Source organism: Pseudomonas sp. NPDC089428 (assembly GCF_044749325.1).
Taxonomy (GTDB): Bacteria; Pseudomonadota; Gammaproteobacteria; order Pseudomonadales; family Pseudomonadaceae; genus Aquipseudomonas.
Map to the genome: position 1 here is coordinate 52478 of NZ_JBIVHT010000010.1, position 12126 is coordinate 64603.

Genomic DNA, 12126 nt, shown 5'->3' on the forward strand with positions numbered 1-12126 from the left:
CCATGTTGTGATTCCCCTGCACAAAACTGGCAGGGAGACGCCTCATGCTGCTCTGGCACATCGTGCCCACCTGGCACGATATCGAGTCACGCATCACCGATGAAATGGGCTATCAGGGAGGCGCCCATTTCCGTACCTACCTCAACGAAGAAGTGCCGTCACTGGCCCTCAACCTGCGCCGTGTCGACAGCGTGCGGCGCGCTTTCTACAAAGCCGAATGGGTAGCGGGCGAACTGCTGCGCCAGCGCTTCGCCGACCTCGACATCAAAAGCATCCTCAACGACCTGCTCGGCGTCGCCGAGCAGATGGCGATGATCGTCGCCGGCAGCGCCCTCACTGGCGGCCTGCTCGGTGCCGGCATCGGTGCCTTCGCCGGCGGCGTCGGTGCATTTCCCGGCGGGGTTGCAAATGTAAAGCTGCACAGATGCTAAGCACCGGGAATATAAATGGATAGATTATTCGCTAGATTAGTAGAGAAAATCGGCCTACCAACCTGCCGACAAATCGTGCCGAATACCGTTATTGAGCAATACAAAGGAAAACTACCTCATCAGCTTCTAGAACACTGGAGCCAATATGGATGGAGCGGGTTTGGCAAAGGTATTTTTTGGTTGGTGAACCCCGCAGAGTACGAGTGCGTAGTCGACACCTGGCTAAACGGCACTGAGCACTCGAAGCGCGACAAATATCACCTCATAGCACGCAGTGCGTTCGGAGACATGTATTTCTGGGGCGAGAATACAGGCGCCTCACTTAAAATAACCAGCATCCTGTCAAGTTACGTAACCCGAACATCAATTTACACCGGTGTAGACCTAGACAAAGGGTTCCCCGCTTTTCTTCTATCAATCAGCTTTGATTCCAACAACTACGGAGATATGTTCGACCCCGCTTATGAGAAGCTAGGCGCGCTTACCGCGGATGAAATGTACGGCTTCACCCCCGCCATCATGTTGGGCGGATCAGGGTCATTCAACCACCTTGAAAAGGTAAAATCAGTGGAACATCTAAGTTTTCTGGCACAACTTTCAGATCTTCGCCCCTATGTGTCGACAGGGGACTTTCCACCCGGGCATTAGCCATCACTAACATATACCGGAGGCCATTACATGGACGAAGCATTTTCTGTTTTCATTGAAGAAGTCGGTCAACCCATGCACAGGCAGGAGGTGCCCACATCCGCCATTGAACGCTATAAGGGAAAACTACCGGACAGACTTCTGCAGTACTGGAGCGAACATGGATGGTGTGGATACGGTGATGGAATGTTCTGGACCGTAAACCCCCAAGATTATGAAAGCGTGGTCGCGTCCATGCTCAACAGCGCAGGGTTGGAAGCGTACGACCGATTTCACCTCATAGCCCGCGGAGCATTTGGTGACCTTTACCTGTTTGGTGAGAAAACGGGATTCTCACTAAAAATTGTACCGCATGTAGGCCGTTACATTGGAAGAAAATATGAATTGACAACGACTGACATGAACAGACGGGTGCAGAATTTTTTTGCCAGTAGATGTTTGGACTCCAATGACTTCGGTGACATGTTTGAGCCTGCTAAAAACAATCTCGGCATACTGGGCCCGGACGAAATGTACGGCTTTGTTCCGGCTCTAGTATTTGGAGGCCCCACTCGACTCGAGAATCTTGAAAAATTGAAAGCTATCGAACACCTGGTGCTGCTGTCTCAGCTTTGCGCTTTCGAACCCTACAGCTTTTCCGACTTTTGAAAAGACTTACCCATCAGCGATAAAAGGATCTAAAAAATGAACGTACTCTTCTCCATCTTCCTAGAAACCTTCAACGACCCCATCGCCCATCAATCCGTCCCCCCATCCGCTCTTGCCCATTACAAAGGCAAACTCCCCAACCAACTCCTGACCTACTGGCAAGACCACGGCTGGTGCGGCTACGGCGGTGGCCTGTTCTGGATGGTCAACCCGCAGGAATACGAAGATGTCGTAGCTTACTGGCTCGCCGGCACTCACTTCGAAACCCAGGACACCTACCACCTCATCGCGCGCAGCGCTTTCGGCGAGCTGTATCTGTGGGGCGAAGAAACCGGCTCAGTCCTGACCATCACTGCCTACGCATCCCAATACATCGAAGGCGCATGCAGCTCGACCGACGAAGAGCGTGACGCGAAGATCCAAGGGCTGCTTATGTGGGTCATGACTGAAGGGATCGACCTGGGCCTGTTCGAATCGGCCAGGGAAACACTAGGGACGTTGGCGCCAGACGAGATGTATGGCTTCGTCCCGGCATTGATGCTGGGCGGGCCTGCAAGCCTGGCCAATCTCCAGCGACTCAAGGCCGACGTGCATCTGATTCTGCTTTCCCAGCTGAGCGAACTACAACCTTATGCATTCGATGATGAAGAAGATGAATAAAGCCGACGCTCATTGGCGCAGTGCATCGGGCGTATCGATATCCCGCAGCACCCCGGCATCGTCGACTGCCAGCCTGACGCAACTGCCCGGATTGGCCCTGACCACCGAACGCGCCCCTTCATCGCCCGTCAGCTGCGCTAGCGCTGGCCAGAAATCACGCCCGAACAGCACCGGATGGCCCTGCTGCCCGGCATGACAAGGCAGGACTATCGTCGACCCACTGGCCTCGCGTGCAAGCAAACCAAGGGTCCCGAGTTCCACCCAGGGCATGTCACCCAGCAGAATCGCCACTGCCTGCGCCTTGCTATCGACCAGCGAAGCAGCGCCCGCCGCCAGGCTATGGCCCATACCCTGCGTGTAATCCGCGCTGGCGATGACCCGGCATACCGATGGCAACCCCAGCTCCTCGCCCCGCTCGCCGTCACGCAACACCACCCGCACGTCATCGAACACCGCGCAGGCACGTTCGACACTGTGCGCCAGCAAGCTACGACCATCGGCCATCAGCGCCCGCCGCTTGTCAGCACCGAAACGCACGCTGCTGCCGGCCGCCAATACCAGCGCCACCACACTCACAGCGCAGCCCGCTCAATACCGTTGCGCAGGCGCAGGATATCGGCAAGCACTGCCAGGGCAATCTCGGCCGGGGTCTTGCTGCCCAGGTTGAGGCCGATCGGCGCGTGGATACGCGCCAGCTCGTCGTAGCCCAGGCCGCCTATGCGGCGCAAGCGTTCGCGACGTTTGTCGGAGGTGGCCTTCGAGCCCATCACGCCGATGTAGAACGCTTCGGTACGCACCGCTTCAAGCATGGCCAGGTCATCGATTTTCGGATCATGGGTCAATGCAACCACCGCTGTGTCGGCATGGCAACCACCATTGGCGATGAATTCCGACGGCAGCTCACGGCGCACCTCGATGCCGTCCAGCACCACACCCTCGAGCACCTCGTCACGTGGGTCGCAGAGAATGACTTCAAAGCCCATCCCTTTACCGAACTCGGCACAGAAGTGCGCAACGCTGGAGTACCCGGCCAGCAGCAGGCGCTGGGCAGCGCCGACACGCAAGCGCACGCAGCCGCTTGCACGCTCCACGCGCGGCCCCTGGGCGTGGTCATCGCTGAGCTGGCGATCACCTTGCGGCAGGCGCACTTCGCGCAGCAGCCGGCGCTGCCCGCGCAGTGCGCCTTCCAGCTCACGCAAATGAGCCTGCACTGCGCAGTCGGCCGGCAGGTTTTCCACCAGCACTTCGAGCACACCACCACAAGGCAGGCGAATGCTCGAACGCGTGTCGCTGCCATCGCCATAGCGCACGATGGCAATCGGCTCGGGGAATTCACCCCGTGCCACGCGTTCGAGGAAGTCATCTTCGACGCAGCCGCCCGACAGCGACCCCAGCCACTGGCCGCTGGCGTTGACCGCCAGCAGCGAGCCCGGCGCACGAGGCGCCGAGCCGTAGGTGGCGAGGACCGTGCACAACCACACCCGCTGGCCGTTGCACGACCACTGCAAGGCCTGGCTGATCACCTGGAGATCGAGATGCTGCACGGTTTACTCTGCCTTCAGCTCGGCGAGCTGCTGTACGGTCAGGTCGCCGGGCAGTCCACCCCAGGCCTGGCGCAGGTAGTTGAGCATGTCTGTCACTTGCTGGTCGTCGAGCTTGTCGGCAAAGCCCGGCATCGGCTGCATGCGCTCGAAGCCGGTGAACTGCTGTTCACGGATGCCGTCGAGGATCGCCTTGGCCAGGTTGCGTGAGTCATCCTGGCGCAACACGGTATTGCCCTGCATGGCCACGGCAATGTGCGGCTTGCCCTCACCGTCCACACCGTGGCAGCCGGCGCAGACGTTCAGGTACTGCTGGCGGCCACGCTTGGCGCTCTCGGTAAGCTGCTCCAGGGGCACCGCCTCGATCACCTTGGCCTTCGGCGGCTGGTCACCCAGCAGGTACGTGGCCATGGCTGCCAGGTCGGCGTCTTCAAGATGCTGGGTGCTGTGGTGCACCACCGGGAACATCTCGTTGAACATGCTGCCCTGGGCGCTGATGCCATGCTTGAGGAAGGTGGTCAGGTCCGGCTGGGTCCAGCCACGGTCGGCCAGATCCTGGGCCAGCAGGCTCGGCGCCAGGTAGCCGGCCAGAAGGCCACCAGTCAGGCGCTTGTCCTGTTGCAGTGCACCGATCGGGTTGCGCGGCGTATGGCACTCGCCACAGTGGCCCATGACCTCGACCATGTACTGCCCACGCTGCCAGGCCGGGCTCTTGCCTTCGGTTGGCTGCAACTGCACGCTCTTGCCGTACAGCATGTTCCAGCCAGTCAAGCCCAGGCGCACGTTGAACGGGAAACTCAATTTGGTTTCCGGCGCCGGGCGGTTGATCGGCGGGATGGTCATCAGGTAGGCCAGGATCGCGTCCGAGTCTTCCCGCTTGATCAGGTGGTACGAGGTGTAAGGCATGGCCGGATAGAGGTTGGCGCCATCCTTGCGCTTGCCCTCGGTGACGGCAGCGAAGAACTCGTCGGCCGTGTAGCTGCCAATGCCGTGCTGCTTGTCAGGGGTGATGTTGCTGCCATAGATGGTGCCGAACGGTGAATGGATCGGCAGGCCACCGGCAAACGGTGCGCCGCCTTCGGCCGTGTGGCAGGCCATGCAGTCGGCCGCACGGGCCAGGTATTCACCCCGCTTGACCTGCGCCTCGTCGGCCGCCAGTGCCTGCGAAACGACGGCAAGGCCCAGGGCCAGCGCGAGAGTGCTGCGAACGAAGCCCATGCTCAACCCTCCTTGACCAGGCCGAGGTCATTGAGCACCGTGCGGGTGGCGTCGTAGTAACGCACGTACCCGGTGCAGCGGCAGATGTGGTGGCCGAGGCTGGCCTCGATGCGCTCTTCCACTTCGCTCTTCTTCAACGGCTGGCGCTGGGCGGTTTCAACCAGCACCGTGGCGGCGTTGACGAAGCCCGGTGCGCAATAGCTGCACTGGAAGGCGAACAGGTCGACGAACTTCTGCTGGATCGGGTTCAGCGTCAGGTTGCCAGCCTCGTCCTGTTTGGCATGGCCCTCGATGGTACGGACCTTCTTGCCCTCGAAGTAATGCGCGCCGGTGATGCAGGTGCGCACTTCCTCGCTGGTGCCATCGGGGTTGTCGACGATCACCACGCAGGCGTGGCAGATGCCCTGGCCGCAGCCCAGGCGGGAACCTGTGAGGTTCTGGTGTTCGTGCAGGTAGTCGATCATCGCCAGGTCATCAGGGACCTCGACCGGGCCGACCGGTTGACCGTTGAGGGTCAGTTGCAGTGGACGGTTAGCCATTGAGGGCCTCCTTGATACGGGCTGGGGTGATGGGGAGATCGCGCACGCGCTTGCCAATGGCATGCGCCACGGCGTTGCCGATGGCACCGACGACCGGGATCATCACCACTTCGGCGATGCCCTTGGATGGATCGGTCGGTGACAGCGGCGGGAGGATTTCGCTGGTCTGCTTCCACACTGCCACATCGCGCGCATGGGGCAGGCGGTAGCGGTTGAAGTTCCAGTCGCCCTCCCCGGGCCCACCCTCGTGCAACGGCATTTCCTCGGTCAGTGCATGGCCGATGCCCATGGCGATACCGCCTTCGAGCTGGCCTTTGACCAGTTCCGGCACCAGCACACGGCCACACTCGACCCAGCTGTGATGGTTGAGCACCTGCACTTCGTGAGTGCCCTTGTTGACCTTGACCTCGACTATGGTCGCCACCGGGCTGTAGTAGGTGACCATGGCGTTGTTCAGTTGGGTATCCGGGTACGCGGCGTTCTGCCGGTCGAGCAGGTGGTAGCCATGGCTACTCATCTGCGCTTTCTTGGCATTCACCGCGCCATCGCCGTACTTCACCGCCACGGCATCGAGCGGGAAGCGCTCGCGCACGCCGTCGATGACGAAGTCGGCCTCGGCCCAGCTCCAGCGGTTGAAGCCGTGGACGCTGACGCCGGTGACCAGGCCCATCTCGTGAGCCTTCTGCGCCAGCTGGGCGAACGGGATCGGCGCCAGGCCGTTGCCGGTCAGCTCGCCGTTGACCCACACCGCGTTCTCGCGGCGCACCACCAGCGGGTTGGCCTGGCCGCCGTGCGGGCCCTGGCTCCAGATGGCCATGGCCGCCGGCCACAGGCCGTGGTTGAAGAGCACGCGGGCCGCTTCACGGGTGGCGTGGCTGAAGTAGAACGCCGAGTTGGTCGCCGACGACGGCGAAGCCAGCTTGCCGACCCAGCGCGGGTTGCGCAGCGCGGCGTCCTGTTCGGGCTGGCTGATCAGGTACGGGTTGCCGCTGGTGGTCAGCTGCAACTCCGGCCATTCGGTGACCGCCGTCTTCACCTCGTCGGCCGAGCGGCCGAGGAAGTCGCTGACCACCAGCGCCTGGGACGTGGACATGCCCGTGCCCAGTTCGGTGCCGATGTGGCGCAGGCTGATGCGGCCATCGGCGCTGAACTCGATGCTGGCCATCGGCGCCTCGGAGCCGGTGCCGAAGTCCTTCTGGCAGATGGCAAAACCGACGCCGTACCAGTGGTCCGGGTCCTTGGCGTCCATCTGTTGCTTGCGTGCATCACGGTTGCGCCACCAGTCATGCACGGCCGCCTTGTCGAGGATCTCGTAAAGGCGCAGGGCACCGGCCGGGACCGCACCCTGGGTGTTCTTCATGCCCGACTTCAGCGCGTTGGCGCGGCGCAGGTCGATGGCGTCGACGCCCAGGCGACCGGCGATTTCATCGACCATCATTTCGGTGGCGGCCATGGTCTGCAGGGTGCCGTAGCCGCGCATGGACCCCGCCTCGACACCTCGGGAGAAGTAAGCGGTCACCGACAGGTCGTTCTGCGGCATGTAGTAGATCGACTGCGCCGCGGTGGCGCCCACGGCGGCCACCGACGGGCTGTAGTTGATGCGCCCGCCGCCGTCGCAGCTCATGTCGGCGCGGAAGATCTTGAAGCGGTTGTCTTTCTTGTCCACGGCCAGCTGGTAGCGGATGTCGAAGGCATGGCGCTTGATGCCACTCTGGAACTGCTCGTAGCGGTCGTTGGCCAGGCGCACCGGCACACCCTCGCCATACAGCGCGGCCACGGCGGCGTAGAAGACGAAGATGTTGTTGTCTTTGGAGCCGTAACCCACGGTGTAGCCCGGGTGCATGTTCAGCGTGTTCAGGGCGAAGCGCGACGGCTTGATCATGTGCACGCATTCCTGGGCCGCTTCGAACGGGCACTGGGTCGCGACCACGAAGTGAAGCGTGCCGGTCGCCGGGTCGTACCAGCCGTTGCCGTTGTCCGGTTCCAGCGCGGCGGGCTCGATCGACGGCGTCTTGTAGCGCTCGTCGAAGACCAACCAGTCCTCGGGCGGGTTGTCCAGTTGCTCGCCCATGCGCTTGGCGTAGAACAGGCCCTGCTCGGTCAGGTCGCCGTGCTGGTTGGGCTGCTTCGACCACACCGGTTTGCGGTTGAGGATGGTGGGGAACAGCATGGAGTTCTTCAGGCTGGAGAACTCATCGTCATCGAAAGGCGTAGCGCCGCCCACACGCACGAAGCGGAAGCTGCCATAGGGGTCACGCTGGTACAGAGGTGCCTGGGCGCCGTAGGTGATCGCCTTGTCGTTGAACTGCAGCTTGCGCTTGGCCTGGCGGAAGCGCTCGAAGTCGTGCCAGATCAGGATCGCCACCGGGTGGCCGATGAACATCGGCACCTGGCCGGGCGGCAGCAGCGGGTCGGGCGAATGGGCCTCGGGCCAGGCGATACCGTCCTTGGCCAGGTCGGCGGCGGTGACGATACGGTCTGGCTGCAGGTCGGCGCCGAGCAGGCTGAGGTCATGGCCGGCATAGATGCGGTCGACCTTGGTCGCCTTGAGCAGCAGCGCGTGGCCTTGCTGGGTCGGCCAGCCGGGCATGTCCTTGGCGCGGATGTCGCGGGCGAAGACCTTGTTGCCACAGACCTTGGACAGTGCGTCGTTGCGAAAACGCGCCTTGCCGTCATGGTTCATCCACTTTTGCGGCGAGGTGGTGACGCGCTCCTCCATCAGGGCGGCAAATGCCTGGCTGCCAAGTGGCGCCATGGTCACGCCGACACCAGCGATCAGGCCGCCTTGCAAGAAGGCGCGCCGGGAAATATCACGGTTGGACATGCTTGATCCTCAGGGCAGAAGAGTATCTGCCCATCTTTTTCTGATTCTTGTGCGGGGAACTCGGAAGGGTGAGAACCTTGACGCGTGAGCCAGAAAAAACTGACTCCTGCGTCAACTTTACAACAAGAGTATGGGCATAAGCAAAGTCAAGCCGACAATATGTCGCGGTGTGTCGAGGGCCGACACGCGGCAGCGCAGCACCCGCTTCGGCAGGAACGGTTAACCTTGGGTTAATCGACCACAGCCAGCATGGCCACCATTCCGTACTGCCAAGGCGAAGACATGCGCATCGTTCTGCTCTTCCTGACGTTCCTCCTGGCCGGCCCGTTGCAGGCCAACCCGTTCGACGTCAAACCCGACTTCCTGCCGGTCAACCAGGCGTTCGTGCTGACCCACGACCGCCAGGCCGACGGCCAGATGCGCCTGTTCTTCCAGATCAAACAGGGTTACTACCTGTACCAGAAGCGCCTCAAGTTCGACGGTTTGCCCCCCGACCAACAGCCGCAACTGCCGCCGGCACTGAACCACCACGACGAGTTCTTCGGTGACAGCGCGGTGTACCGCGACCAGCTGGAATTGCTGATCCCGGCCAATGCCCAAGGCCAGTTGCGCCTGGGCTGGCAGGGCTGCGCCGACGCCGGCCTGTGCTACCCGCCGCAAACCACCGCCATCGACCTGGGTGGCAGCGTGACGCCGGCCGCCGAGCAAGCCAGCGACCAGGCCCTGGCCAGCGGCCTGCAGAGCGCCAGCCTGGCCTGGAGCCTGCTGGCGTTCTTCGGCCTGGGCCTGTTGCTGGCCTTCACCCCCTGCTCGTTGCCAATGCTGCCGATCCTTGCCGGCCTGGTCCTGGGCAACGGTGCCAGTGCCCGGCGTGGCTGGCTGCTGGCCGGGGTCTATGTGCTGAGCATGGCGCTGGTGTACGCGGCCCTGGGCGTGGTCGCGGCACTACTGGGCGCCAGCCTGCAGGCGTGGCTGCAGCAACCCTGGCTGCTGGGCAGCCTGGCCGGCTTGTTCATCCTCCTCGCCCTGCCGATGTTCGGCGCCTTCGAGCTACAGCTGCCGGCAGCCCTGCGCGATCGCCTGGACCGCGCCGGCCAAGGCACCCAAGGCGGCAACCTGTACGGTGCAGCGTTGCTCGGCGCGCTGTCCGGCCTGCTGCTCGGCCCGTGCATGACGGCGCCACTGGCGGGTGCACTGCTGTACATCGCGCAGAGTGGCGATGTGCTGCAAGGCGCACTGGTGCTGTTCAGCCTCGGCCTGGGCATGGGCGTGCCGCTGCTGTTGCTGGTGACCCTGGGCAACCGCTACCTGCCGCGCCCTGGGGCCTGGATGAACCGGGTCAAGGGTGTTTTTGGTTTCGTGTTCCTGGCCATGGCCCTGTACACGGTGCGCAGCCTGCTTGCCGCGCCTGTGGTACTGGCCCTGAGCGGCGCCTGGCTGATTGCCCTGGGCTGGGCCAGCTGGCCGGCGCTGCAGCGCTTGCCAGCACTGCGCGCGGTACCCTTGCTGGGCGCATTGTGGGGTGGTTTGCTGCTGGTCGGCGCGGCTGCAGGTGGTGATGACCTGTGGCAACCGTTGCGGCCGTTCGCTGGCGGTCCAGCACCCGCCGCGGTGCAAAAGGCCGACGAGCACTTCGTCACGGTCAGCAGCCCTGAAGCCTTGCAACGCGAGCTCGATGCCGCGAAGGCCCGCGGCCAGTGGGTCATGGTCGACTACTACGCCGACTGGTGCGTGTCGTGCAAGGTCATGGAAAAGCAGGTGTTCTCCCGACCCGACATCCAAGCGAGCCTGGCCGGCGTACACCTGCTGCGCCTGGACGTGACCGCCGACTCCGCGGCCAGCCGCGCCCTGCTGCAGCGCTACCAGGTACCTGGCCCACCCAGCATCATCTGGCTCGGCCCGGAAGGCGAAGAACGTCGCGCACGGCGCATCACGGGTGAGGTGGATGCCGCTGCGTTCCTGCAACACTGGACCCAGACCCGGAGCCAAGGCTGATGCTGACGGTAACCCTCGGCCCACTGACCATGGCGCTCAACCACCTGCTGATGCTCGCCGCCCTCGGCGTGGCCTGCCTGGTTGGCTGGTGGGTCGCCCGGCGGGGCGGCGAAAGCCCGGAATCGGCGCTGTTCAACCTGTTCCTGATCGGCCTGCTGTGCGCCCGCCTGGGTTTCGTACTGGCCTACTGGCCGATGTACCGCGACGACCTGCTGCAGGTCATCGACATCCGTGACGGCGGTTTCCTGCTCTGGTCGGGCCTGGTCGGCATCGTCCTCGCCACCCTCTGGCAGGGCTGGCGCCAGCCTGCCTTGCGTCGCCCGCTGGGCTGGGCACTGTTCAGCGGTGCGCTGTTCTGGGGCCTGAGCAGCCTGGGCAGCCACCTGTACAGCAAGGGCACCGCCTTGCCCGAACTGAGCCTGCGCAATGCCGCTGGCCAGTCCGTGGCGTTGCACAGCTACCGTGGCAAGCCGCTGGTGATCAATATCTGGGCCACCTGGTGCCCGCCATGCCGCCGGGAAATGCCAGTGCTGCAGCAGGCCCAGGGCGAGTACCCCCACGTGACCTTCATCTTCGTCAACCAGGGCGAAACGCCCGAGAACGTCACCACCTTCCTGGCCACCACTGGTCTGAGCCTGACCCACGTGCTTTTCGACGGCACCGGCGTGCTGGCCCAGCGGGTTGGCTCGATGGCCCTGCCCACCACCTTGTTCTACGACGCCGACGGCCGCCTGATCGGCAGCCACCTCGGCGAGCTGTCGCGGGCCAGCCTGCGCCATGCCCTGGAACCTTTCGCGCGGGCCAAGGCGCCCGCCCCTGCCGCACAAGGAAACTGACATGCGATTGACTGCCCTGCTACCCCTGTCCCTGGCCCTGCTGGCCGCCCCGCTGGTGCAGGCCGAAGAACTGCCCAAGGCGATCCAGCAACTGCAAGCCAAGGGCGCCGAGATCAAGGGCAGCTTCGATGCGCCCAACGGCCTGCGCGGCTACGCCGCCGAATACCAGAACAATGCCCTGGCCCTGTACCTGACCCCGGACGGCAAGCACGTGCTGGTCGGCAGCCTGTTCGACGAACAGGGCAAGGACCTCAGCGCCGAGCCGCTGCAGAAGTTGGTGTACGCGCCGATGAGCAAGGAGATCTGGGCGAAAATGGAGAAAACCGCCTGGATCGCCGATGGCAAGGACAGTGCGCCGCGCAAGGTGTACCTGTTCAGCGACCCCAACTGCCCGTACTGCAACATGTTCTGGGAACAGGCGCGGCCCTGGGTGGAGTCGGGCAAGGTGCAGTTGCGCCATATCATGGTCGGCATCATCCGCGAAGACAGCCCGGGCAAGTCGGCGGCACTGTTGGCCGCCAAGGACCCGGCCAAGGCGTTGCATGAGCACGAGAAAGCGGGCAAGGCAAGCAGCCTGAAGCCGCTGGACAAGGTGCCGGATGCCGTGCAGCAGAAGCTGGCGGCGAACATGGCTCTGATGGAGGAGATGGGGCTGCAGGCGACCCCGGCGATCTTCTATCAGGATGAGCAGGGCAACCTGCAGAGCCAGCAAGGCGCACCGCGGCCAGAGCTGCTTGGCAAGATTCTCGGCAAGCGCTGATACCTGGTTTGTCAGTTCCGGGCTCT

At 63.2% G+C, this 12126-nt stretch carries 11 protein-coding genes and 1 pseudogene; 7 read left to right on the plus strand and 5 right to left on the minus strand.

The window, feature by feature from the left end; genetic code table 11:
* Positions 1 to 44: 44 nt before the first annotated feature.
* From ACIPZ5_RS18795 to ACIPZ5_RS18810, 4 genes and pseudogenes are all read left to right on the plus strand, one after another.
* Positions 45 to 395 (plus strand): annotated as a pseudogene (locus tag ACIPZ5_RS18795) (DUF6861 domain-containing protein); the annotation flags it as partial.
* A gap of 51 nt (positions 396 to 446) precedes the next feature.
* Positions 447 to 1079: a GAD-like domain-containing protein gene (locus tag ACIPZ5_RS18800; protein ID WP_400810076.1), complete on the plus strand. Its 633-nt coding sequence runs from the start codon at positions 447 to 449 to the stop codon at positions 1077 to 1079.
* A 30-nt stretch (positions 1080 to 1109) separates the two neighbouring features.
* A complete protein-coding gene (locus ACIPZ5_RS18805; RefSeq protein WP_400810078.1) occupies positions 1110 to 1727 on the plus strand; it encodes a GAD-like domain-containing protein in 618 nt (205 codons plus the stop codon).
* Positions 1728 to 1763: 36 nt separating this feature from the next.
* A complete protein-coding gene (locus tag ACIPZ5_RS18810; RefSeq protein WP_400810079.1) occupies positions 1764 to 2387 on the plus strand; it encodes a GAD-like domain-containing protein in 624 nt (207 codons plus the stop codon).
* 9 nt (positions 2388 to 2396) lie between these two features.
* On the opposite strand, the gene ACIPZ5_RS18815 is transcribed toward ACIPZ5_RS18810, so the two are convergent.
* Genes ACIPZ5_RS18815 through ACIPZ5_RS18835 form a run of 5 tightly spaced genes read right to left on the minus strand, consistent with a single transcriptional unit; the run spans position 2397 to position 8509 of the window.
* The gene (locus tag ACIPZ5_RS18815) at positions 2397 to 2963 is read right to left on the minus strand and encodes a nucleotidyltransferase family protein (protein WP_343595885.1); all 567 of its coding nucleotides are present in this window, start codon (positions 2961 to 2963) and stop codon (positions 2397 to 2399) included.
* A complete protein-coding gene (locus ACIPZ5_RS18820) occupies positions 2960 to 3931 on the minus strand; it encodes an XdhC family protein (RefSeq protein WP_400810081.1) in 972 nt (323 codons plus the stop codon). Before ACIPZ5_RS18820 ends, ACIPZ5_RS18815 begins: the two co-directional genes overlap by 4 nt.
* Positions 3932 to 3934: 3 nt before the next feature.
* Complete coding sequence (locus tag ACIPZ5_RS18825; protein ID WP_261943306.1) at positions 3935 to 5146, minus strand: cytochrome c; 1212 nt, start codon at positions 5144 to 5146, stop codon at positions 3935 to 3937.
* A 2-nt stretch (positions 5147 to 5148) separates the two neighbouring features.
* Complete coding sequence (locus ACIPZ5_RS18830; RefSeq protein WP_400810083.1) at positions 5149 to 5685, minus strand: (2Fe-2S)-binding protein; 537 nt, start codon at positions 5683 to 5685, stop codon at positions 5149 to 5151.
* Positions 5678 to 8509 (minus strand): xanthine dehydrogenase family protein molybdopterin-binding subunit, encoded by a 2832-nt coding sequence (locus ACIPZ5_RS18835; protein WP_261943304.1) that lies wholly within the window; start codon positions 8507 to 8509, stop codon positions 5678 to 5680. Before ACIPZ5_RS18835 ends, ACIPZ5_RS18830 begins: the two co-directional genes overlap by 8 nt.
* Positions 8510 to 8791: 282 nt before the next feature.
* On the opposite strand from ACIPZ5_RS18835, the gene dsbD reads away from it, so the two are divergent.
* Genes dsbD through dsbG form a run of 3 tightly spaced genes read left to right on the plus strand, consistent with a single transcriptional unit; the run spans position 8792 to position 12100 of the window.
* Positions 8792 to 10504, plus strand: coding sequence for a protein-disulfide reductase DsbD (gene dsbD, locus ACIPZ5_RS18840; RefSeq protein WP_400810085.1), 1713 nt, complete (start codon positions 8792 to 8794; stop codon positions 10502 to 10504).
* Positions 10504 to 11340 (plus strand): TlpA family protein disulfide reductase, encoded by an 837-nt coding sequence (locus ACIPZ5_RS18845; RefSeq protein ID WP_261943302.1) that lies wholly within the window; start codon positions 10504 to 10506, stop codon positions 11338 to 11340. The genes dsbD and ACIPZ5_RS18845 overlap by 1 nt, the downstream gene beginning before the upstream one ends.
* Position 11341: 1 nt before the next feature.
* Positions 11342 to 12100 (plus strand): thiol:disulfide interchange protein DsbG, encoded by a 759-nt coding sequence (gene dsbG / locus ACIPZ5_RS18850; RefSeq protein WP_343595897.1) that lies wholly within the window; start codon positions 11342 to 11344, stop codon positions 12098 to 12100.
* Positions 12101 to 12126 lie beyond the last annotated feature (26 nt).